This window comes from Bacillus sp. FSL H8-0516 (assembly GCF_038635285.1).
GTDB classification, from domain to species: Bacteria; Bacillota; Bacilli; order Bacillales; family Bacillaceae; genus Bacillus; species Bacillus safensis.
Window position 1 is genome coordinate 2,694,266 of sequence record NZ_CP152051.1, and the last position, 21,677, is coordinate 2,715,942.

Annotated in this window: 22 protein-coding genes and 1 other annotated feature; of the genes, 6 read left to right on the forward strand and 16 right to left on the reverse strand. The window is 41.0% G+C overall.

All coding sequences use genetic code 11. From position 1 onward, the window contains the following. Nucleotides 1-5: 5 nt before the first annotated feature. Entirely contained in the window at nucleotides 6-848 is an 843-nt protein-coding gene (locus MHB67_RS13605; RefSeq protein WP_342492571.1) for an aldo/keto reductase, read from the forward strand. Between the two features lie 45 nt (nucleotides 849-893). Here the strand turns inward: MHB67_RS13605 and MHB67_RS13610 are convergent, their stop codons facing one another. From MHB67_RS13610 to MHB67_RS13635, 6 genes are all read right to left on the reverse strand, one after another. Next, nucleotides 894-2,393, reverse strand: a complete 1,500-nt coding sequence (locus MHB67_RS13610; RefSeq protein WP_073207075.1) for an extracellular solute-binding protein — start codon at nucleotides 2,391-2,393, stop codon at nucleotides 894-896. Between the two features lie 25 nt (nucleotides 2,394-2,418). Beyond that, entirely contained in the window at nucleotides 2,419-3,279 is an 861-nt protein-coding gene (locus MHB67_RS13615) for a carbohydrate ABC transporter permease (RefSeq protein ID WP_087976618.1), read from the reverse strand. 219 nt (nucleotides 3,280-3,498) lie between these two features. Then, a complete protein-coding gene (locus MHB67_RS13620) occupies nucleotides 3,499-4,251 on the reverse strand; it encodes an NAD(P)-dependent oxidoreductase (protein ID WP_073207079.1) in 753 nt (250 codons plus the stop codon). 46 nt (nucleotides 4,252-4,297) lie between these two features. Further along, nucleotides 4,298-5,200: a dienelactone hydrolase family protein gene (locus tag MHB67_RS13625; protein ID WP_149126363.1), complete on the reverse strand. Its 903-nt coding sequence runs from the start codon at nucleotides 5,198-5,200 to the stop codon at nucleotides 4,298-4,300. 130 nt (nucleotides 5,201-5,330) lie between these two features. Beyond that, the gene (gene leuS / locus MHB67_RS13630) at nucleotides 5,331-7,745 is read right to left on the reverse strand and encodes a leucine--tRNA ligase (protein WP_206534375.1); all 2,415 of its coding nucleotides are present in this window, start codon (nucleotides 7,743-7,745) and stop codon (nucleotides 5,331-5,333) included. Between the two features lie 97 nt (nucleotides 7,746-7,842). Continuing rightward, nucleotides 7,843-8,064, reverse strand: a binding site (T-box leader). Nucleotides 8,065-8,167: 103 nt separating this feature from the next. Next, nucleotides 8,168-8,497 (reverse strand): DUF4257 domain-containing protein, encoded by a 330-nt coding sequence (locus MHB67_RS13635; RefSeq protein ID WP_008343006.1) that lies wholly within the window; start codon nucleotides 8,495-8,497, stop codon nucleotides 8,168-8,170. Nucleotides 8,498-8,919: 422 nt separating this feature from the next. On the opposite strand from MHB67_RS13635, the gene MHB67_RS13640 reads away from it, so the two are divergent. Together MHB67_RS13640 and MHB67_RS13645 are read left to right on the forward strand one after the other, a co-directional pair. Beyond that, entirely contained in the window at nucleotides 8,920-9,723 is an 804-nt protein-coding gene (locus tag MHB67_RS13640) for a PAS domain-containing protein (RefSeq protein ID WP_342492572.1), read from the forward strand. A gap of 86 nt (nucleotides 9,724-9,809) precedes the next feature. Continuing rightward, nucleotides 9,810-10,508, forward strand: coding sequence for a hypothetical protein (locus MHB67_RS13645; protein ID WP_024426209.1), 699 nt, complete (start codon nucleotides 9,810-9,812; stop codon nucleotides 10,506-10,508). Between the two features lie 65 nt (nucleotides 10,509-10,573). On the opposite strand, the gene MHB67_RS13650 is transcribed toward MHB67_RS13645, so the two are convergent. The 7 genes from MHB67_RS13650 to MHB67_RS13680 form a co-directional block, all read right to left on the reverse strand. Then, the gene (locus tag MHB67_RS13650; protein WP_024424896.1) at nucleotides 10,574-11,884 is read right to left on the reverse strand and encodes an ABC transporter permease; all 1,311 of its coding nucleotides are present in this window, start codon (nucleotides 11,882-11,884) and stop codon (nucleotides 10,574-10,576) included. Then, nucleotides 11,874-12,572: an ABC transporter ATP-binding protein gene (locus tag MHB67_RS13655; protein WP_044332340.1), complete on the reverse strand. Its 699-nt coding sequence runs from the start codon at nucleotides 12,570-12,572 to the stop codon at nucleotides 11,874-11,876. The genes MHB67_RS13650 and MHB67_RS13655 overlap by 11 nt, the downstream gene beginning before the upstream one ends. 21 nt (nucleotides 12,573-12,593) lie before the next feature. After that, on the reverse strand, nucleotides 12,594-13,580 hold the full coding sequence (locus tag MHB67_RS13660) for an ABC transporter permease subunit (protein ID WP_135032624.1): 987 nt from the start codon (nucleotides 13,578-13,580) through the stop codon (nucleotides 12,594-12,596). Then, entirely contained in the window at nucleotides 13,574-14,452 is an 879-nt protein-coding gene (locus tag MHB67_RS13665; RefSeq protein ID WP_024424899.1) for an ABC transporter ATP-binding protein, read from the reverse strand. Before MHB67_RS13665 ends, MHB67_RS13660 begins: the two co-directional genes overlap by 7 nt. Next, a complete protein-coding gene (locus MHB67_RS13670; RefSeq protein ID WP_024424900.1) occupies nucleotides 14,445-14,837 on the reverse strand; it encodes a GntR family transcriptional regulator in 393 nt (130 codons plus the stop codon). The genes MHB67_RS13665 and MHB67_RS13670 overlap by 8 nt, the downstream gene beginning before the upstream one ends. Nucleotides 14,838-14,854: 17 nt before the next feature. Next, nucleotides 14,855-15,034, reverse strand: coding sequence for a hypothetical protein (locus tag MHB67_RS13675; protein ID WP_024424901.1), 180 nt, complete (start codon nucleotides 15,032-15,034; stop codon nucleotides 14,855-14,857). A 142-nt stretch (nucleotides 15,035-15,176) separates the two neighbouring features. Beyond that, nucleotides 15,177-15,452: a YtzC family protein gene (locus MHB67_RS13680; RefSeq protein ID WP_024424902.1), complete on the reverse strand. Its 276-nt coding sequence runs from the start codon at nucleotides 15,450-15,452 to the stop codon at nucleotides 15,177-15,179. Nucleotides 15,453-15,604: 152 nt separating this feature from the next. Between MHB67_RS13680 and MHB67_RS13685 the strand changes: the two genes are divergently transcribed. Further along, on the forward strand, nucleotides 15,605-16,570 hold the full coding sequence (locus tag MHB67_RS13685) for a TIGR01212 family radical SAM protein (protein ID WP_017358356.1): 966 nt from the start codon (nucleotides 15,605-15,607) through the stop codon (nucleotides 16,568-16,570). Beyond that, nucleotides 16,567-17,142 carry a class I SAM-dependent methyltransferase gene (locus MHB67_RS13690; protein ID WP_151040454.1) on the forward strand — a complete coding sequence of 192 codons (576 nt, stop codon included), beginning with the start codon at nucleotides 16,567-16,569 and terminating at the stop codon, nucleotides 17,140-17,142. The genes MHB67_RS13685 and MHB67_RS13690 overlap by 4 nt, the downstream gene beginning before the upstream one ends. Nucleotides 17,143-17,157: 15 nt before the next feature. Here MHB67_RS13690 and MHB67_RS13695 read toward each other — a convergent pair whose 3' ends face one another. Together MHB67_RS13695 and MHB67_RS13700 are read right to left on the reverse strand one after the other, a co-directional pair. Beyond that, nucleotides 17,158-18,237, reverse strand: coding sequence for a tetraprenyl-beta-curcumene synthase family protein (locus MHB67_RS13695; RefSeq protein ID WP_024424905.1), 1,080 nt, complete (start codon nucleotides 18,235-18,237; stop codon nucleotides 17,158-17,160). Between the two features lie 30 nt (nucleotides 18,238-18,267). Then, a complete protein-coding gene (locus tag MHB67_RS13700; RefSeq protein ID WP_024424906.1) occupies nucleotides 18,268-19,047 on the reverse strand; it encodes an alpha/beta hydrolase in 780 nt (259 codons plus the stop codon). A gap of 45 nt (nucleotides 19,048-19,092) precedes the next feature. Here MHB67_RS13700 and MHB67_RS13705 point away from each other — a divergent pair, with 45 nt between their 5' ends. Continuing rightward, the gene (locus MHB67_RS13705) at nucleotides 19,093-19,608 is read left to right on the forward strand and encodes a gamma carbonic anhydrase family protein (protein WP_024426216.1); all 516 of its coding nucleotides are present in this window, start codon (nucleotides 19,093-19,095) and stop codon (nucleotides 19,606-19,608) included. Between the two features lie 142 nt (nucleotides 19,609-19,750). On the opposite strand, the gene asnB is transcribed toward MHB67_RS13705, so the two are convergent. Further along, a complete protein-coding gene (gene asnB / locus MHB67_RS13710) occupies nucleotides 19,751-21,649 on the reverse strand; it encodes an asparagine synthase (glutamine-hydrolyzing) (protein ID WP_024424908.1) in 1,899 nt (632 codons plus the stop codon). Nucleotides 21,650-21,677: the final 28 nt, after the last annotated feature.

Here is a 21,677-nt window from a genome sequence, read left to right on the forward strand (position 1 = left end):
TTTTTATGATGGAACATTTACAAAGTACAAAAACATTAAACAATGGGGTCCTCATGCCAGGCTTTGGCCTTGGTGTATTCAAGGTGGAAGATGGAGCTGAATTAGTTGATGCTGTCAAAACAGCCATTCAATTAGGCTATCGCAGTATTGATACAGCGGCTATTTACGGAAATGAAGAAGGTGTTGGACGAGGCATACAGCTTGGTTTAGCAGAAACAGGACTGCGCCGTGAGGACATCTTTGTCACCTCAAAAGTGTGGAATGCCGATTTAGGATATGAATCTACTCTAAATGCATACGAAGATAGCTTAAAAAAGCTTCAGCTTGACTACCTTGATCTGTATTTAATCCATTGGCCGGTTGAAGGAAAATACAAAGAAGCTTGGCGTGCACTGGAAACCTTGTATCGTGAAGGAAAGGTCAGAGCCATCGGAGTGAGCAACTTCCAGCCGCATCACCTAGACGAGCTATTAAAAGATGCAGACATCAAACCAGCGATCAACCAAGTAGAATTTCATCCAAAGCTAACGCAGGAAACACTCTCTACGTATTTGAACTCTCATGGCATTCAAATGGAAGCTTGGTCACCGCTGATGCAGGGTGAACTACTGCATCACCCGCTGATCACAGAGCTCGCAGACACATACGGTAAAACACCTGCTCAAATTATTTTGCGCTGGGATGTACAAAAAGGTGTCATCACCATCCCAAAATCAACGAAAGCACATCGTTTAAAGGAAAACGCTGATATATTTGATTTTGTCTTATCTGATGAAGATATGAAACGTCTTTCTGACTTAAATGAAAACAAACGTATCGGTCCAGATCCAGATAACTTCGACTTTTAATGAAAACACCCCCGCTTTTTTACTTTGCGGGGGTGTTCCTATTGGTCATTTTGATTTTTTAAAGGAAGCTTCATATTCTTCTATGATTTTATTCCCACCATTGGATTTCCACTTCTCTACATCCTTCTGAAATTGATCTTCACTGATGTCACCAAGGATGAACTTATACGTCGCATCATCGATGATTTTCTTCAATTCGTTTCCACGCTCTGATGCTGTTTCTGAATACAGGCTTTCAGCAGGATTGGCAACGATGATGTTTTGATTGTCTTCTTCTAGCTCTTCATATTTAGAACGAACTGCATCCCCTTTATTTTTTAAGTAACGTTTATCAATTCCTACAAGACTGACAAGCGGCTGTACATCTGTCTGCCAGCCTTTCACTTGGCTTTCTTCCCTGACAAATGTATTTCCTTCTTCTTTCTTATAATGCTTGCCATCTATACCGTACGTCATGAGACCATATACATCTTCTTCGGCAATACGGTCAAAGAAGGCCAAAATCCGCTTTAATTCCGCCTCTGATTTCACGCTTGTTTTAGGGAATGCAAAGATGCCATTATGCCCCCCTGATGCCCACACACGTTCTTTGCCATCTGGGCCTTTGATTCGGTTGATAATATCTACTTTCATGTTTTTATCTGTCGCATCATCTCTCAGGTTCACGGCATCTACCATATTTCCAACATAGATACCTGCTTTTCCTTGTGAGAATAATTCCTGCTGCTGGGTTTTGCTTGTCACTGGGAAGTCTTTGTTGATATAGCCATTGTCGCGCAGCTTTTTCATGTATTTCATTGTATTCATGTACTCATCTGTCATAAAGTCCGGCGTGAATTTCCCGTTTTCTTCTTTCCAGTCTGTCGGCATTCCTTCATATGAACCAAGTGTTTTAAATGCGCCATAAATTAAATCATTACGATCCGTAAAGCCAATTGTATCAGCTTTTCCGTTTTGATTCGGGTCTTTTTCCGTAAAGGCTTTGGCTACTTCATACAAATCATCCAATGTTTTTGGTGTATCCAAATTTAAATTTTCAAGCCAATCCTTTCGTATGACAATCCCTTGTCTTGAAAGTGGTCTTTCTCTATAGATGCCATAAAGCTTGCCGTCTATAGAAGCGTTTTTATTAATCAGTTCGTTCATCTTACTTAAATTTGGATAATCCTTTAAATACGGACCGACTTCCCAGAACATGCCAGATCTGAACGCATTAATCGCAGACGAATTTTTAATGTCTTGAATCGTCACAATTTGTGGCAAATTCCCTGCTGCAAGTGCGGAATTTAAACGATCTTCCTTCACAGCATCAGGTACCCATGTAATATCAAGCTCTGTATTTGTGAGCTTCTCAATCTCTTTTAAAACGGAATCCTTCGGTGGCTGCTGATGATATAAAATCGCCATCCATGTCAGCTTTACCTTTTTGTCTAGATCAACCTTCTCATCTGATGAGTTTGCCCCTTTACTTGAACATGCTGACAGAATACCGCTTGCTGCAAATAACAGAACAAACGCAATCAGCCATAATTTCTTTCTCCCCATAAGATCCCTCCGTTGTTCCATCTTTTTAACCCTTTACAGAACCTAGTAATGCCCCTTTGTTGAAATGCTTTTGAATAAATGGATAGACAAGCAGAACCGGAATGGTTGCCACAACAATGACAGCCATTTTAATCGTCTGGTCTGGCGGTGGGGTGGATGAGCCCATATCCGACATATCTCCCTGCATTCCGCTTGAGACAATGACAATCTGTCTCAGCAACACTTGAATCGGCCACTTCACTGAATCATTTAAATACAGAATGGCAGTCATATACGTATTCCAATACGTCACGGCATAAAAAAGTGAAATAGTAGCAATGGCTGGCAAAGAAAGTGGGAGCACAATTTTAAAGAAAATCCCTAAATCGTTACAGCCGTCCATCTTCGCTGATTCCTCAAGGCTTGCCGGTATGTTTTGAAAGAAGTTTTTCAAAATGATTAAGTTGAACGCATTGATTGCAACCGGGAGAATAAGTGACCAATAGGTATCAAGCAGACCAAGTGTTTTCACCACAATAAACGTCGGAATCATACCTCCGCTAAACAGCATCGTGAAAACAACGAGAAACATCAGTGTTCTCCGGCCTTTTAGCTCCTGACGAGACAGCCCGTATGCCATAAGCGAGGACAAAAACATGCTGACAGCTGTTCCAACGAGCGTCACAAGAATGGACACAATGAGGCTGCGATACACAATATCAGTAGAAAAAATATATCGATATGCCTCTAGAGAAAACGTCGTCGGGAACAAAATAAACTTCTTCGTGATGACCTCTTCTACTGTTGCAAAAGAGGCGGCAATGACATGGATGAACGGAAGCACACATATTAATGCGAACATGAGTAGAAAAGAGTAATTAAATAAATTGAACAATCGGCCTTTAATAGAACGATCTATGTTCATCACACCCTTTCTTTGAAAGCGTTATCATTTCATCTGAAAGTAAGCTGCAGCCTGTGACGATATCGTGATTAAAATGTAACAAACGGGGGAAGAAAGCGTCTATAATCATTTTGACAGACCAACTGGATAGATCATATCAGCCGTGCTTTTATGCTCATGAAACAAAAGAATAAGATCATTAGCTCATGACATGATTATGCCTTATGCTCGATCATTTTCTTCGAGGATTTCCGTCGTATTGACATCTGGTTCATAGCCTAACTCCAGTTTCGTTTTCTCAGTAGACCACGGCTTTTCTTCATTCTCTGATACTGCATAATAGGTCCCAAAGGGAATATCTGATTCAACCGCTGCCTTTATCATACCTGTAAGATCCTCGTGTGACAGCAGAGTTCTTTTTGTTCTTTGCTTTTTGTGCAATGCCTTCATCTCATCTGTTACAACTGTTCCAATTCTTAAATTGATGACAGACATTCCCGATTGATCGTGGAACAAACGTCCCAGCTGTTCGGAAGCAAACTTTAAAATGCCATAGACATTTTTAGTCGCAGGCACATCGTCAGTTGTAATCTGCCGTCCAAGTAAGGAGCGTCCATCCTCTTCATAACGATCCGTCACATGGTTGCTGCTTGCAAAAATGACTTTTCGTATGCCAAGCCGCGCGGCTGAACGAAACATATAATAGGTACTCCTCCAAAAAATATCAGTCATTTTTGCAAATTCTTCATGATCCATCACATCATGCGTCATGTCCATGTTTAGAAGATGCAAGATCACATCTGTATCCCGCGGAATTGCCTCATATACATTCTGTTCATTCGCTGCATCGGCTAAAATGACTCCTTCTACACAGCTTGTTAAATCAATAATCGTGACGCTGTACTCAGCAGAGAGCGCTTTTGTTAAAAGACGTCCAATCACACCGCATCCGCCAATGATGGTGATTTTTTTCATCTGTCTCCTCCTTTCTTTTGACGTAGTATGTCCAAGCGTTTCTTGATTACAGCCACTTTTTCAAAAATCGTGTCGCCTCGTGACGCATAGCGGCTGTTTCAAAATGACCTGCATGAAGACGGGTAAGCTGATAACGTTCTTTCAATGAAGCAACTTGATAGGTTTGACTCAATACCTTTTGAATCCTTCCAACGCCTTCAGCAGGCGTAAGCTGATCAAGCTTTCCAACTAAGCTTAAATGCGGTCTTGGAAAAATCATTTCTTGAATGTCCGCTGCTGTAAAATGCTTCGCCAAGCCCGGTACATAGTAATAAAAGCCATGTCTGTCCAAATTGTTCGTTTCAATTAATGTATGATGGTCCACCTGTGCACAAAGATCAATACACACACTGACCCTCTCATCAAGTGCAGCCGTCCACCAGGAAAGAAGACCGCCCATTGACATCCCAAAGACAGCTAACCTGTCCGCCAGCACATCAGATCGAGACAGCAAATAATCAATCGCACACATACTTTCATACAGCATCATGCCCCACATCACTTTTCCTGTTAAAAGCATTTCCTTAAAAATTTCACTTTCTGTTCTTCCTCTTCTCTCACCAAACCCTGCATGATCAATGGCCAGTACACTATATCCTTTAGACGTAAACTCTTTTGCATATGAAGGCGTTTGCAAATAATGAGCACCTTTTAACAACTCTTCCTTCCCATTCACGTAATTCCCTCCATGAGAATGCTGGAACAGCACAACGGGTCTTTTTTTCACCGTATCCTTCGGTTTCACGAAATAAGCAGGGACTTCCTCTACACCATTCATAGAGAGAATGAGAGTTTCAACCACATATGATTCACGTTCTTCCATTTTTAACGTATAAGCCTCCACGCGATGACGTTCTGGCATTTCTCCTAACAGACTGAGCAGTTGTTCACGTTTGCTTTCCTTTTCCATTGACGTCACTCCTCATTTTCTTGATCACCTGTTAAAATACGAGACCGATGCGGGAATCACCTTGTTTTCGACAAAATTATGTCCCGGGAAATAAAGAACACCCACCGGTTCATACCGATGGGTGTCATCATTAGTTCGCAACAATATTGACAAGCTTCCCAGGAACTGCAATCACTTTACGAATGTTTTTCCCTTCAAGCTGTTCTTTTACACGTGCATCATTTTTCGCAAGCTCTTCTAACTGCTCCCTTGTTGCATCAGCAGGAACGGTTAATTTTGCTTTTACTTTACCGTTAAGCTGTACGACAATTTCTACTTCATCGTCGACAAGCTTTGACTCATCATATTGAGGCCATGCTTCATAAGAAATAGATCCTTCATGACCAAGTTTATTCCAAAGCTCTTCTGCTAAATGCGGTGCAATTGGAGAAAGAAGCTTTACAAAGCCTTCTGCATATTCTTTCGGCAGTGTATCCGCCTTATAGGCATCGTTGATAAACACCATTAATTGTGAAATTCCTGTATTGAAACGCAAGCCTTCATAATGATCCGTTACCTTCATAACTGTTTCATGATAGCTGCGTTCCAATGCGCCGCCAGATTGCTCTGTCACTTTATCACTGAGTGAACCATCTTCATTTGTAAAGAGACGCCATACACGATCAAGGAAACGACGAGCGCCATCAAGTCCTGTTTCAGACCAAGCAATTGATGCATCTAAAGGTCCCATGAACATTTCATAAAGTCGTAATGTATCCGCACCATGAGATTCTACGATATCATCTGGGTTGACCACATTTCCTTTTGACTTACTCATTTTTTCATTGTTTTCCCCAAGAATCATACCTTGGTTGAACAATTTCATGAAAGGTTCTTTTGTTGGAACAACACCGATATCATACAAGAACTTATGCCAGAAGCGTGCATATAGAAGATGCAGTACAGCGTGTTCTGCTCCGCCGATATACACATCAACTGGAAGCCATTTCTTCAGCTTTTCAGGAGAGGCAAGCTCTTCTGTGTTATGAGGATCAATATAACGTAAGAAATACCAGCAGCTGCCTGCCCATTGCGGCATTGTATTCGTTTCGCGGCGGCCTTTTTTACCTGTAACAGGATCTACAACCTCAACCCAGTCTTTAATATTGGCTAATGGTGATTCACCTGTCCCACTTGGCTTAATCTCTGTCGTCTTAGGCAAGATCAGTGGAAGTTCTTCTTCTGAAACAGCTGAAGATGTTCCATCCTCCCAATGAATGATTGGAATCGGCTCACCCCAGTAGCGCTGACGGCTGAACAGCCAGTCTCTTAAACGATATGTGACTTTCTTTTCACCTTTTTGATGTTCTTCAAGCCATGCAATCGCTTTTTCAATCGCTTCTTCTTTTCCTAAGCCATTTAGGAAATCAGAGTTAATGTGCTTTCCATCACCTGTGTAGGCTTCTTTTTCAATGTCTCCGCCTTCTACAACTTCTTTAATTGGAAGATCAAAGGTTTTGGCGAATTCATAGTCACGTTCATCATGGGCAGGAACCGCCATAATAGCTCCAGTTCCATAAGTCGCCAGCACGTAATCGGCAATCCAGATCGGCATCTTTTCACCATTTAAAGGATTGATGGCATACGCTCCTGTGAAAATACCTGTCTTCGTTTTAGCAAGATCTGTCCGCTCTAAGTCACTCTTTGATTGAATCTCTTTGATATACGCTTTGACAGCTTCTTTTTGAGCATCTGATGTAATTTTTTCAACAAGTGCATGCTCTGGTGCAAGCACTGCATATGTTGCGCCAAATAGTGTATCAGGACGCGTTGTGAAAACCGTAAACTGTTCGTCATGTCCTTCTACTTCAAAATGAACGTGCGCACCTTCAGAGCGTCCGATCCAGTTACGCTGCATATCTTTGATGCTTTCAGGCCAATCAATGTCCTCTAAATCTTCTAACAGCCTGTCCGCATATGCTGTAATCTTTAGCATCCACTGCTTCATAGGACGTCTTTCAACAGGATGGCCTCCGCGTTCACTTTTTCCATCAATGACTTCTTCATTTGCAAGCACTGTGCCAAGCGCTGGGCACCAGTTCACTGGTACTTCATCGATATAGGCCAATCCTTTTTCGTACAATTTTAAGAAAATCCATTGTGTCCATTTGTAGTAATTCGGATCTGTTGTGTTGATTTCTCGATCCCAATCATACGAGAACCCTAGTGATTGAATTTGGCGGCGGAAGTTATTGATGTTCTCTTCTGTAAAGGCCGCCGGGTCATTTCCTGTATCAAGTGCATACTGTTCTGCCGGGAGACCAAATGCGTCCCATCCCATTGGATGAAGAACATCATATCCCTGCATACGTTTCATGCGTGATAGAATATCCGTTGCTGTATAGCCCTCAGGGTGCCCGACATGAAGCCCTGCTCCTGATGGATATGGAAACATATCAAGTGCATAAAACTTCGGTTTATCTTCCGAGTCAGATGTGGCGAATGTTTTATGTGTCAGCCAATAATCCTGCCACTTCTTTTCAATTTCCCGATGCTGAAAACTCAATGTGAAAACCTCCTTTAATATGTACGGCTTTATCTGCTTAGATGACCACTGCAAGAATTCAGATTTTTCTAAAATCAACAAAAAACCCTCATCCCTGGAAAGGGACGAGAGATTTTTTGGTTCCCGCGGTACCACCCTTGTTAGCGTAACATGCTGTTCATACGCTCACTTAATATCTTTAACGCAGACATGCGACAGAAGCTTTAACGCAACTGCAACTCTGAGGCGAGTTCAGAAGCAGATTTGATTGACTTTCACCAGCCGTCAATTCTCTAAAGACAAATACTGCTTTCCTACTACTCCTCTTCACTGTTCTTATCGTAACCGTCATCTAAGTAGTATTTTATAGAATTATGATCATAAGTGCAAGCAGGTTTGTATACAATGGGAATGTACCCTAGACTAGGGTAAAGTAGAGGATATTATTCGTGTGGAGATCGGTTATGACGGTTGGAGCCTGCATCCTGTGAACGTTCTTCTCTCACAAAATCGAAGCTTCGCAGAACTGCTTCTCCTCCGTAACCTGAAATAATGGATAAGATGATCAAGTGCAGACTAGATTCGGGATTTGAGGATAAGACAAGCAGTGTAGCGGCAATCATCCCAACGAGCCAATCTTCAATAAACCCTAAGTAAATAAACTTTTTTGTCATTCTGGGCTTCTCTAGCCTGCCTTTTTTCTTTACGTGACCGAGAATGCCCATGACCCCTCCAATGGCGCAAGCAATAATGACTTGTTGCAGCATTTTCATCACCTTCCTAAAGCCCTTAGAATAGTAAAGCGACTTCAGGCTGTCCAGCCCCCTGTAATGCCATTCTGCTGTTCCGTCATAATCCATGTAAAAGGTCTATTCTCTCTAACGAAGAAAAAAAGCTTGTTTCTTCCATTATATGTGAATGACCTAAAAACAATCTTGATGCATTGGAATCATTTTCACCTAATCCATATTAACTATTTTTGTCATTTTATGAATGATGAGTAATTGATTCCTTCTTTTTCTAATGAAAAGTCTCCTTACTTACTCTATTCTAATGGAGGACAAACTATGATGACAAATTTAACAAAGCGTTTGCAATCGTTGAAACAGAACATATGTTATGTTACGTTTAAAAGGATTCATTTGGTTGAAAAGACAACCATTTGATATGTCTTATAGTAGCAAAGGAGGGTAATATGGTCAGCTCGAACATTTTCGGCTTGCAAAAACAGCTTGAACTCATCAAAAAAGCGCTGGATCATGCGCGGATCGGTGTTGTCATTACAGACCCTTCCTTAGAGGATAACCCTATCGTTTATGTGAATCACGGCTTTACACAAATGACTGGATACAAATCAGATGAGATTCTTGGTCGTAATTGTCGATTCCTTCAAGGAAAAGACACGGATCAAAAGCAGCTTGCTTTAATTCGTCATGGAATTCAAAACAAAACACCTATTACCACACAGCTAAAAAATTATAAAAAAGACGGCACTTTTTTTTGGAATGAACTCAATATAGATCCTCTATACATTGAACAAGATGACAAAACATTTTTCATTGGTTTTCAAAAGGATATTACGAAACAGAAAGAATATGAACAGCTCCTAGAAGATTCCTTACAGGAAGTCACCTCTCTTTCGACGCCAATCGTCCCAATCAAAAATGGTGTATCTGCTCTTCCGCTTATCGGAAAATTATCTGAAGAACGCTTTGATGCCATTGTCGCTAAGTTAACCTGTATATTAGATGATTCAAAGGATGATTATTTAATTGTCGACCTTTCTGGTTTAATCGAGGTCGATGATTCCGTCGCAGCACGTATTTTCAAACTGCATCATCTTCTCAATCTAACTGGAACCGAACTGATCATCACTGGGATTAAGCCGCAGCTTGCGCTGAAAATGAAAGACCTCGATACAGATTTCCAGAATACGATCACTTATTTGACAGTAAAAGAAGCCATAAAAGGATTACCATTAGCTGAAAACCCTGTGTAAACAGGGTTTTTTTAATTGAACCGCTCCCCAAAATGGAAAAATGAGGTATGATAGGTGTAAATAGCAATTTAGGGGGGCTGTTAGATATGTTTTTACTCATATTAGGTCTTTTATGTGTTTGTTTTGCCATCGGATATGCTGTCAATTTCTTCTTACTCAAACGCAAGAACGAGCTGATTTTTTCAAAGAAACTTTTTTATCCTTTTTTGATCATTGGTCTCTTCTTTTCCATTATGTCATTACCGCTTACTGCTGGAAATGCGCCGAAGGCACAAGCCGATCCATCTTCCGAACAGCTGTTAAAGGATCAAAAGGAACTCTCATCTGACATTTCGCGCTTAAAAGCTGATAAAGAGTCGCTTACCTCCTCTTTAGAAGATGCGGAGAAGGAAAAAGAAAAGCTGGAAAAAAAGCTAGAAACCATCACCTCAGAAAAAGAAACGGTCAAACAGCAAGAGAAGACCATTCAATCGCTTGAAGAGAAAATAGACAAGCTCACCTCCAGCAATGAAACACTCAAACAAGAAATCAAGAATAGCAGCAGCGATACGAAGTCTTCCACCGTCCAGCGCTCCGCACCTAAAGATGAAGGAAAAAGCACAGGCGGTCATGAATCACAAAAGGAAACAAAAAAAGAATCGGCTGCCTGTAACATTAAAGGGAGTGTCAACGGTATTTACCACACACCAAGCAGCAGATACTACTCTAGAACAAAGAATGTAACCAAAATGTTCTGCTCAGTAGAAGAAGCAGAGCGTGCCGGATACAGGGCACCTAAGCAATAGCGATGTTTAATTAAGATAAAAAAGAACCTCCTGAGCGCCCAATCGGGTTTACAGGAGGTTCTTTTTTAGATTTCTCTTCTTAAAGCTGCTAATACATTCGTTTTTGTTGCCTTACGTGCCGGGTTAAGCCCTGAAATGATCGCTACCCCTGCGCTGATCACTGTCGCTGTAATAACAAGGCTGAGTGGAATATAGGAAAAAGTAATCGAGAATTGATCGCTTGATCCTCCCTCAGACATGGACGACAATATGGCTGGGATGATTAAATTAACGGCGAAACTAATCAAATATGAGATGATAATACCGATGATTGATCCGATGACTCCAATATAAGCACTTTCCATTAGGAACATCCGCTTGATAATGGATGGATTTGCGCCAATGGCTTTCATAATCCCAATCTCTTGTGTTCGCTCTGTTACCGCCATGGTCATCGTATTGAAAATTCCGATGGCAGAAATAATGACTGCAATACATCCGACAAAAATGAGTCCAATTTTGAAGACCGTAAAGAACATATCCATTCCTTCAAGCTGGTTCGTCACAGAGATGACTTGATAGCCCTCATCTGTCAGTTTATTCGTGAGCGTACCGACATTGTCGAATTTATCTGCATAAACAGAAGTCATTTTCTCGACATTTCCTGCTTCAGGAGACAGGTCGAGTATTTGACCAAATTCTTTTTCATAAGCATTCGGAATCAGAATTTTATGATCCTCCTGCCACTCCAAATTCGGCTTTTTCAAAACACCTACTACACGGAAATCAAATGTTTTTTCTTTAACGACTTCCCCTTCTTCATTTAGTTTTGGCACTTTGATTTGAATCACTTTATTTAAAATATCCTTCGTGTAGCCTTTTGGCTCCTTCGGTGTTTCTTCCCCATTTGACGTCTGGTTTAATTCTTTTTCATAGGCTTCGCGTTCTTTTTTTGTCCACAGTTGCTGCGCCATATGATATCCAACCACAATTTCGTTCGCTGATGTTGGGACTTTTCCTCGGTCTAGTTCAAGCCCTGCTTCTTTTTCTTCTTTCATATCAGTCAAAGCAGCCTGCGTTTCACTTGAACGGTTATCGAGCTCGACGTTAACCGATGGATTGATCGCCGTTCTTGAGACGACAGATTTCACATGATCATATTTCTTTAAATCATCAATCTTAACGTCTCCTTTTTCTTTTCCTAACACTTTAATTTCTGTAATGATTTGCTGCTTCATAATTTCATCTTGAGCTGATTTTTGCAAACCAAAACCGACAGACGCTAGAACGATTAAGAAAGAGCATGCCATTGTTGTCGCAAGAATGGTCATAAACACACGCAATCTATTTTTCTTCATATTTCTTCTAATGAATTTGACCTGATCTCTAAATTTCAATGGATTGTTCCCCTTTCTTTAATACACCGTCGTGAAGCTGGAACGTTGTGTCTGCGATTGAAGCGACTTCATCGTCATGTGTAATGATGACAAATGTAATTCCTTTTTCGCGATTGAGCTGCTGGATAAAGGCTAAAATTTCTCCTTCAGTTTCTGAATCCAGACTCCCAGTTGGTTCATCCGCTAAAATAATAGATGGATTTAAAATCAAGGCTCTTGCAATACTCACACGCTGCTGCTGTCCGCCTGACAGCTCATTTGGGTAATGTCCTGCGTGATGTTCAAGTCCTACTCGTTTCAGCATTTCTTTTACTTTCACTTTTCGTTCAGACGGCTTCACCCCTTTTAAAGTGAGCGGAAGTTCAACATTCTCATACGTTGTTAAGCTCCCGATCAACTGAAAGCTTTGAAAGATAAAGCCAAAGTGATCTAAGCGAAAGTCTGCCCATTCTTTTTCATTAAAGCCGGTCACATCGGTGCCATCAATGACAATTTTTCCGCTCGTTGGCGTAATATAGCCTGATATTAAGTTTAATAAAGTCGATTTCCCCGAACCACTTCGTCCAACAATACAAGCAATATCGCCTCTTTTGATGGACAGGTCAATCCCTTTTAGTACAGGAATTTCATTTTCCCTGCCCTTTTTACCAATTTTAAATACATGATCTAATGCTTGAATCTGAATCATCTCTACTCCCCTGCTCTCTGTTTATCTTTTTCTATAGATTAAAAAATAACTCGTTAAAGCGCCTACGACTCCACCGATGAGCATACCAACGATATAACCAAATATGGAATTATCTGAAGAAAAACCAAACCATCCAAACCCTAGAACACCGAAGACAATGACCATAATCTGAATAGGTCTATCCATACTTGAGTAAAGGAAGAAGCGGCCATTTCTTTCAATTGGATGTTTTATAAAGCTAAACAAACCAATCAGGTAAAATATGACCATCATGACAAGTGGAATGATGAATGCTTCACCATTAAACCAATGCTGATATTCTTGTTGAAAAATGTCATTTGTAATATAAGTAATTGGTGAAATAGGCGATATCAAATAATTGAGGCTCGTATCTATCCACCTCTCACTTGTTCTAAAGATAAAATCTAAATGAACGATCGGAAGTCCAATTAACAAAAATGGTAGAATGGACGTACTGAATCCAACGATTGTTTGGGATATAGCACTTCCTGTTAATGTACCTGCTGCAAAAAATAAACTGTAGATCATCAAAGCTGACAACAGTGCATAAAAATAACGACTGTTGAACTCAGGTGTTTCTATTGGATGAAGGCCTAATTTGAGTAAATAAATGATAAGATATGAGACAACATGAACGCCTGCGATGATGCCAGCACCTAAGAAAAACTTGGTATGAAAGATAGCACTTCTGCTAAATGGCAAGGATAATGTAAAGTCCATCTGCCCTTTATTTCTCTCAAATCCTAGCTGAATCACAGCAAAAAATATTCCCATTAACCATGATAGTGAGAGAAATGCATCCTTCTTAAACAGATAAGTGAATGTTGTTGAATCCAGTATACAGTCTGGATTTTTCAAACAATCTTGAAAGGTTGAGTAATCCATTAAGAGGGATAATGGCGTCGCAAAGACCGCAACAAGCATCACTAAAATGAATGTCAGCTCAGATTGCTTCCACTCCTTATATAATAATTGCCGCTTTACCATCTGCGTTTCCCTCCAAACTTCGCAATGAATACTTCTTCTAAATTCACAGGCAGTTCATGCCATACTTTTGGCTTCAGTGACTTCAAGTACTCTTTAGCTTCTTCGTCGGTTTTTAGAACAAGCGCTGTATAGAAAACGCCCGCTTGATCCAAAATCGCAACGCCATTTTTTCGAATACTTAAGTTCATATCTTCTTCAAAGGCCATTTGGATTTTGACATAGTCATTCTTTAATTCATCTAAATCCATGACACTTGTGAGTTCATTTCCTTCTAAAAATCCAATTCGATTACACATACGCTCAATGTCCTCTAAGCGGTGAGATGTAATTAAAATCGTTGTTTGTCGTTCTGCCACCTCGTCAATCATCAGCTGAAGAACGTCATTTCTTGTGACGGCATCAATACCATCAGTCGGCTCATCTAATAAAATGACCGCTGGTTTGATGGCAAAGCTTAAAATTAATGACAGCTGTTTCTTTAACCCTGTCGACAATTCACGATACTTCACTTTTTCCGGAATTTCATAGCGGTTCACAAGCTCATTGGCATAGGTCACGTCAAACTTTGGATATATATGCTTTAACAGCTGGACAAGCTGTCCGTAATTGTATCTGTCAAAGTAAGGATTCACGACTGGCATGAATACAATATTTTGCTTTACTAAAGGGTGGTCTTTCACCAGTACGTCTTTAAAATAAATCTCTCCTTCATCCGGAAGAAGAATTTGCTGAATCAATCTGAGAAGTGTTGTTTTCCCAGAGCCATTCCGGCCAAGCAGACCGAAGATCTCACCTTCGCCTATTTTGAAGGAAACGTCGCTGAGTACTTCGCGTCCATTTAATTTCTTTGATACATTTCTGACCTCAATCAACTTGTTTTCCTCCTTTTAGACTTGAGCCGATCTCTTCTAGCCATTCCTTAAGCTGATGAATATCAATACCAGCATGATGAGCTTCTATGATGAGTTGTCTTAACTGTTCTTTCATCTCGAGCACCTTCCCTTCATTCAGCTTTAACTGCGCACCTTCTGTTACATACGTACCGCGGCCCCGCAGAGTTTCAATAATCCCTTCCCGCTCTAGCTCTTTATACGCTTTGCTGACGGTGTTTGGGTTGGCAATAATAATGGTGGCGAGCTCTCTGACAGAGGGCAGTTTGTCACCTGGCTTCATCACGCCTTTTAAACATAAAATTTTGAGCTGCTCAATGATTTGTTCATATATTGGCGCAGCGCTTCTTGGATCTATTTGAATCATGATGACTCCCTCTTTCCTCATTCATGCTTTTGCAGTCCTATCGCTTGATCATGTCCTTGCATTAAAGGAACTGAATTGGGTATCAAATCTTTTTGAACTTCAAAACCAATGAAAACAAGAACGAAAAAAAATGTACATGCTAACGCAACAGCCAGCACCATCCACTTCAAATTGATTGGCTTTTTTTCTTTTTTCATGGTCGAACACCTTTCTCCACTTTTTAAGTGTCTGTAGTGTATTAGTTGATGTAGTACACTTAATACAATATAGACACCCAGTATAAAAGTCAATAGCTTATTAAAAAATAAAAAACAGATCCTTAAAAGAAGGATCTGTTCATCATTCATTATCGTAAGAAATCCCTAAAATCATTTGATTTTGCAAGCTCTGAATTTGAACACGCGCCCTGTCTAACCGTTCTCTTTGCTGGTCATTGGCGACATCTTTTAATTTTTCTAATTCGTTGACCGTATTCTCAAGCATGAGCTGTGCTTTAGAAAACTCTTCCTCATTATAATGTTCCTGACGTGAGCTCAAATCAAATTGTTCATTTGCAAACTCAAGGGTTTCCGTACTTTTTTGGATAAATTCATCGATCGACTGCCTTGTTGCCATCTTACATTCCCTCCATTTCATTATCGCTCCCGCCTATTTTGCCCATGTAACGCTTTTTCACTAAAGAAAATGTTGGACAGATTCAATTGTCCTCCTTCGTGATTTTTGTTAAACTTTAAGGATGGCTATTATTATGCAAGGAGGTTACTGACTTGGATCAGCATAACCCTTTTTTATATTCAAACAGCGAAAAACGTTATCACACGTGGAACTACCATTTGCGTGAACACTTTGGTCATAAAGTATTTAAAGTAGCCTTAGACGGCGGCTTTGACTGCCCAAACCGGGATGGTACTGTAGCCCACGGCGGCTGTACATTTTGCAGTGCCGCTGGATCTGGTGATTTTGCAGGAAACAGGGCTGATGATCTCATCACTCAATTTAACGAAATCAAAGACCGGATGCATACAAAATGGAAAGACGGAAAATACATGGCGTATTTTCAGGCGTATACAAACACACACGCGCCGCTTCCTGTCCTAAAAGAAAAATATGAAACCGTCATGAATCTGGATGGTGTCGTAGGTCTATCCATTGCAACAAGACCTGACTGTCTGCCGGATGACGTAGTGGAGTATTTAGCCGAATTAAACGAACGCACTTACCTATGGGTAGAGCTTGGTCTTCAAACGGTACACGAACGGACAGCTATGCTCATCAACCGTGCTCATGATTATGAATGCTACGTTGAAGGTGTAGAAAAACTGAGAAAACACGGAATTCGTGTCTGCTCACATATCATCAATGGATTGCCTCTTGAAAATCGGGACATGATGATGGAAACAGCAAAAGCTGTTGCGGATTTAGATGTGCAGGGAATTAAAATTCATTTGCTTCACCTTTTAAAAGGGACTCCAATGGTCAAGCAATATGAAAAAGGAAAGCTTGAGTTTTTAAGCCAGGAGGAATATGTTCAGCTTGTTTGTGATCAGCTGGAGATTCTGCCGCCAGAAATGATTATTCACCGTATTACAGGCGACGGCCCAATTGAATTAATGGTTGGTCCAATGTGGAGTGTAAATAAGTGGGAAGTACTCAATGCCATTAATGCTGAGCTCGAAAGACGTAACAGCTACCAAGGGAAACGTTTCGTCAGATTGGAAGAAGCAGCCAAATGATTTTGAAACGCATGCTTCCTTTTAGTAAAGAGCTGTTAGAACGCGCTTGTCAAAAAGGCGACATCGTTATAGATGCAACAATGGGCAACGGCCACGATACACTCTATTTAGCTGACCTTGTAGGAACTGATGGACAAGTGTTTGCATTCGACGTGCAAGAGGAAGCCTTGCAGCAGACAAGCAAAAGGCTTGGCGGTCAATATCCTTACGTTCACCTCATCCATGATGGACATGAAAAACTGGCGGATCATCTTCCGAAGGATGTTTATGGACAAATAGCCGGTGCAGTGTTTAACCTTGGGTATCTGCCCGGAGGCGATAAAGCCGTCACCACTCAGGCTCATACAACCATTGAAGCCATCAAGCAGCTCCTCGAATGGCTCAAACCCGGAGGTCTGATCGTCCTTGTGATCTACCACGGACATCCCGAAGGAAAAAGAGAAAAAGAAGTGCTTCTCGACTATTGCAGATCACTGCCTCATGAAGAAGTACAAGTTTTATCATATCAATACATGAATATTCAAAACGACCCGCCTTTTGTGGTCGCTATTGAAAAAAAGCTCAAATCCTAATGGATTTGAGCTTTTTTATGATGATTTCATCCAAGGCATTTTCTGATAGGTCCGATAGGCTCTTCCGTTAATATAGAAAAAGAACGATGTTTTCCCGCTTGATTTGATCAGCCGCTTTGCCAGCTTGTTCATCTCTTTTTGGGCTGTCACTTTTTCATCAGACAAATAGACCGCCAGTAATCCTCTGTTAATCAATTTGTGAAAGTTTTCATGCGGAATACCTTTCAGCTGCTCATCCGCTTTTTCGATAAAATGCTGAAGTCTATCCATCATCTCATGATGAGAATCATAGTATGAGCAAAAGTTCAGATCTCCCCCAAGTCGGTCCTCTTCTTGGTCTATTAAATAATCGAGTAAAATGTGCAGACCTTGAATATAAGGGAAATAGCTTTCGTAAATTTGCTTCGCCTGCTTTTCTGTAAAATCAGGCTGCAGCGCATACGCCACAAGACAGAATATTCCTAACGTTGATCCCGCACAAGCTGAAAACTCATACCATTCCATCTTCGGCAAATCTTTTTCATATTGGCGGAACCATGACTCTAGCCGTGGTACACGCTCATGGGGAACGACGTGCTTATGTACTTGCAAGTCACTATAGTAATCACACAGCGTGTGTAAATATGGCTGAATGATCGGATAATGCCGAACGCGCGTAAGCACGTCTTGACATGTGCGGACAAGCGCATGTAAATATCCATGATCCTCTTGATCATCACGGAATTGATAGTATGGCTTGAGCTCAGCATGAATATCAAGCGCATCTCTCATCGCTTGATGCAGCATATGAAAATCCTTAGGATCAAGCGACGTGCTGCGGTCACATAGGTTATCTAAGTAGTCACTGATGGTTTGATACGCCACAATGAATTCAATGCACGTTTCTTTCTCTTCACCTGCTAGAAGAGATAAAATGCCTCCGCCTTCACAGTGAAACGTTTTACTCGATATGCTCGCTAGTGCCTGCGTTCTCAGTTCTTCATTTTCAATCATTTCGGCATGAGCCCGCCACTTTTTCAGCTCCTGATGAACAAGCGGAAAAATATCTTTATACACCTTTGTCATCAGTGCAAAAGGACGCTCTGGTACTGACAAATCACTCCACCCCCAACTTAAAGCTCACAATCAAATATATTGATCTGTAAAGGCTCTTGCCGCCTTAAACACATCTTCTCTTTCTGGTTCATTAAAAATTTCGTGATACAGCTCTTCCCATTCACGGTATGATTTATTGGTTGATTCTATGCCATTGAACCATTTAATCACCCTCGTTTTATCGACGATCTTATCATCTCCCGCCTGCATTAAAAGGAGCGGGATCGATTTAAAGACATTCGTCGGCTGCATCGCCGCATCGATATTTTTGATTAGCTCTCTATACCAGCGAACCGACACCTTTGTCACGTATAGAGAGTCATTTGAGTCTGCCTCAATGACCGCCTGATTTCGTGTCGCTAGTTCAATCGACAGACCTGACTCCACTTTAAAAGACGGTGCCAGCACATTTAGACCTTTTGACGCAAAATCCATCAGCTTCTTCGGTTTAAATTGCAGACCTAAACAAGGTGATGATAAAATAAGGCCATTCAACTTCGTATGGGTATACTGCTTCATCCACTCAATTGAAATGAGTCCACCCATACTGTGTCCAAGTAAAAAAGTAGGAAGTCTGAATGATTTCGCATGTTCGATCCATTCATCGACTGTATCAATGTATTCTTGAAACGAACGAATGTGGCCTCGCGCACGTGTCGATGTGCCTTGTCCAGGCAAGTCACCCATGACGACGTGATAGCCTGCATTCCGCCACATTTCAATCAGCCATTTATATCGGCCGTGATATTCACTCGCACCATGTACAATGACAATTGTACCAACTGGTCTTTCAGCATGCCAAGTCCACAAAGTAAACACCTCACAAATGTTGTATTAAGAAAGGAAGTCGAAAAAGTGATTTATCCATATCATCAGTTTACACCTGAGATTCATGAATCGGTCTTTGTCGCAGATAACGCCACCATTACCGGTGATGTCACAATTGGAGAATATTCGAGCGTGTGGTTTCAAACCGTCATCAGAGGCGATGTTGCACCTGTGAGAATTGGAAAGAACGTCAATATTCAAGATTTATCGTGCCTGCATCAAAGTCCTGGAAAAACACTTCTTATTGAAGATGGTGCTACCATTGGACACCAAGTCACATTACATAGCTCAATCATTCGAAAAAATGCCCTCATTGGCATGGGGTCTATCATTCTCGATGGTGCGGAGATTGGCGAAGGCGCCTTTATCGGTGCAGGAAGTCTTGTCCCTCAAGGAAAGGTCATCCCAAAAGGATCACTCGCTTTTGGCCGTCCAGCCAAAGTCGTTCGGCTGTTAACAGATGAAGATATCCAAGACATGGACCGAATCCGCAGAGAATATGTAGAAAAAGGACAATACTATCGTTCCCTTTTATCTCGTTAACATCATACGTGTATCTTCACTTTATCATGTTTTTTTCAGGATATTAAGCAATAACTATGAACCGCTAGTTATTTTACCCTTTTCCACCCCTTTCTATCATGACAAAAAAGGTTTTCAGCACAAAGCTGAAAACCTTTTTTCATTAACTGAAGATGACTTCTTTCGGTTGATGATTCAATTGCTCTGGATCAATACTGCGCTCGACATAAATGCTGTGCCAAATCATAAAGATCAGGACAGTCCAAATCTTACGGCTATGATCTGCTTTACCAGCACAATGTTCATTTAATAAATCAAGCACATACGCTTTATTAATATATTCGTCAGTTTGACTGTTTTTAATGATGTCTTTCGCCCAAGCGTTCATCTCATTTTTCAGCCAATGACGAATTGGAACAGGGAAGCCCAGCTTCTTGCGGTTTAACACATGGTCAGGCACAATGCCTTCTGCTGCTTTACGCAATAAATATTTCGTTGTGCCATCTTTTGTTTTCAGCTCTTCTGGAATTTTAGAAGCCGCTTCAAATACGACCTTATCAAGGAAAGGAACACGAAGCTCAAGAGAATTCGCCATTGTCATCTTATCTGCTTTTAGTAAGATGTCCCCGCGCATCCACGTATGAATATCAACATATTGCATTTTGTTAATATCACTGTAGCCTGCACTTTCCTCGAAGTATGTCTTCGTCACATCACGATACGTAATGTTCGGATCATACTGCTTTAAGAGGTTTTTCTTTACTGGCTCTTCAAAGATTTTCGCATTACCGATATAACGTTCCTCTAATGGTGTACAGCCGCGGACGATAAAGCTTTTTCCTTTCATTCCTTCTGGCATTAAGCGCGCCAGACGAAGAAGAAGCTTTTTCAGCATAGATGGTACAGATTCAAATGGTTTAAGAGAAAGCGGCTCACGGTAAATATTATATCCACCGAACAGCTCGTCTGCTCCCTCACCAGAAAGAACAACCGTCACTTGTTTCTTCGCTTCCTTTGCCACGAAGTACAATGGAATCGCCGCCGGATCAGCTAAAGGATCATCTAAATGCCAAACAATTTTCGGAAGCTCATTCATATATTCCTCAGGAGAAATCACCGCGCTGAAGTTTTGTAAGCCAAGCTTATCAGCCGTTTCCTTCGCTACATCAACTTCACTAAAGCCATCCTGCTGGAAGCCAACAGAAAACGTCTTCAGCTCAGGATGAAATTCCTTTGCGACAGATACGATGAAAGAAGAATCGATACCACCTGATAGGAAGGAACCAACAGGTACATCACTTCTCATATGAATTTTCACAGAATCATAGATTGCATCGCGGACTTCTTCAATCAGCTTTTGTTCTTGTGTTTGCTCAGGCTTGAATTGAACCTTCCAGTAAGTCTTAAATTCAATCTCCTGTCCTGGGCGTAAAGTAAACTGATGACCTGGCTCTACTTTGTGCACCTTTTGATCAAGTGTATTTGGCTCAGGTACGAACTGGAATGACATATATTGCTGTAAGGATGTCTCATCAAATAAAATGTTCTCGCTTACTGCCATCAAGCTTTTGCGTTCAGATGCAAAGTACACTTGCTCATCCATTTGTGTAAAATAAAGCGGTTTGATGCCAAAAGGATCTCTTGCGCCATATAATAATTGCGCTTCTTTATCCCAAATTAAAAATGCAAACATGCCGCGAAGCTTTGAAGCCGCTTCTTCTTTATAATGACGGTATGTGGCAAGAAGTACTTCCGTATCAGAATCTGTGCTGAACGTATAGCCTTTTTTCACAAGCTCTTCCTTCAGCTCCACATAGTTATAAATTTCTCCGTTGAAAATAATCCAATACTTTTCATCTTCATAAGAAAGCGGCTGCTTTCCGTGCTCAACATCTATAATACTTAAACGTCTAAATCCAAATCCTACATGCTCATCATGAAAGTAACCCTCATCATCCGGACCACGATGAACGATGAGACGATTCATTTGTTTAATTAGCTCTTCCTGTTCAGTAGTTTCGGACAATGGACGGTGATTAAATACACCAACAAACCCACACATATTATTGCCTCCACGTTATGTTATTTCT

Bases quoted from the DNA above. Each gene is read 5' to 3' on its own strand.
- MHB67_RS13605 (WP_342492571.1), top strand. From the start codon at position 6: ATGATGGAACATTTACAAAGTACAAAAACATTAAACAATGGGGTCCTC.
- MHB67_RS13610 (WP_073207075.1), bottom strand. From the start codon at position 2,393: ATGGGGAGAAAGAAATTATGGCTGATTGCGTTTGTTCTGTTATTTGCA.
- MHB67_RS13620 (WP_073207079.1), bottom strand. From the start codon at position 4,251: ATGAAAAAAATCACCATCATTGGCGGATGCGGTGTGATTGGACGTCTT.
- MHB67_RS13625 (WP_149126363.1), bottom strand. From the start codon at position 5,200: ATGGAAAAGGAAAGCAAACGTGAACAACTGCTCAGTCTGTTAGGAGAA.
- MHB67_RS13635 (WP_008343006.1), bottom strand. From the start codon at position 8,497: ATGAAAATGCTGCAACAAGTCATTATTGCTTGCGCCATTGGAGGGGTC.
- MHB67_RS13640 (WP_342492572.1), top strand. From the start codon at position 8,920: ATGGTCAGCTCGAACATTTTCGGCTTGCAAAAACAGCTTGAACTCATC.
- MHB67_RS13645 (WP_024426209.1), top strand. From the start codon at position 9,810: ATGTTTTTACTCATATTAGGTCTTTTATGTGTTTGTTTTGCCATCGGA.
- MHB67_RS13655 (WP_044332340.1), bottom strand. From the start codon at position 12,572: ATGATTCAGATTCAAGCATTAGATCATGTATTTAAAATTGGTAAAAAG.
- MHB67_RS13660 (WP_135032624.1), bottom strand. From the start codon at position 13,580: ATGGTAAAGCGGCAATTATTATATAAGGAGTGGAAGCAATCTGAGCTG.
- MHB67_RS13670 (WP_024424900.1), bottom strand. From the start codon at position 14,837: ATGATTCAAATAGATCCAAGAAGCGCTGCGCCAATATATGAACAAATC.
- MHB67_RS13675 (WP_024424901.1), bottom strand. From the start codon at position 15,034: ATGAAAAAAGAAAAAAAGCCAATCAATTTGAAGTGGATGGTGCTGGCT.
- MHB67_RS13680 (WP_024424902.1), bottom strand. From the start codon at position 15,452: ATGGCAACAAGGCAGTCGATCGATGAATTTATCCAAAAAAGTACGGAA.
- MHB67_RS13690 (WP_151040454.1), top strand. From the start codon at position 16,567: ATGATTTTGAAACGCATGCTTCCTTTTAGTAAAGAGCTGTTAGAACGC.
- asnB (WP_024424908.1), bottom strand. From the start codon at position 21,649: ATGTGTGGGTTTGTTGGTGTATTTAATCACCGTCCATTGTCCGAAACT.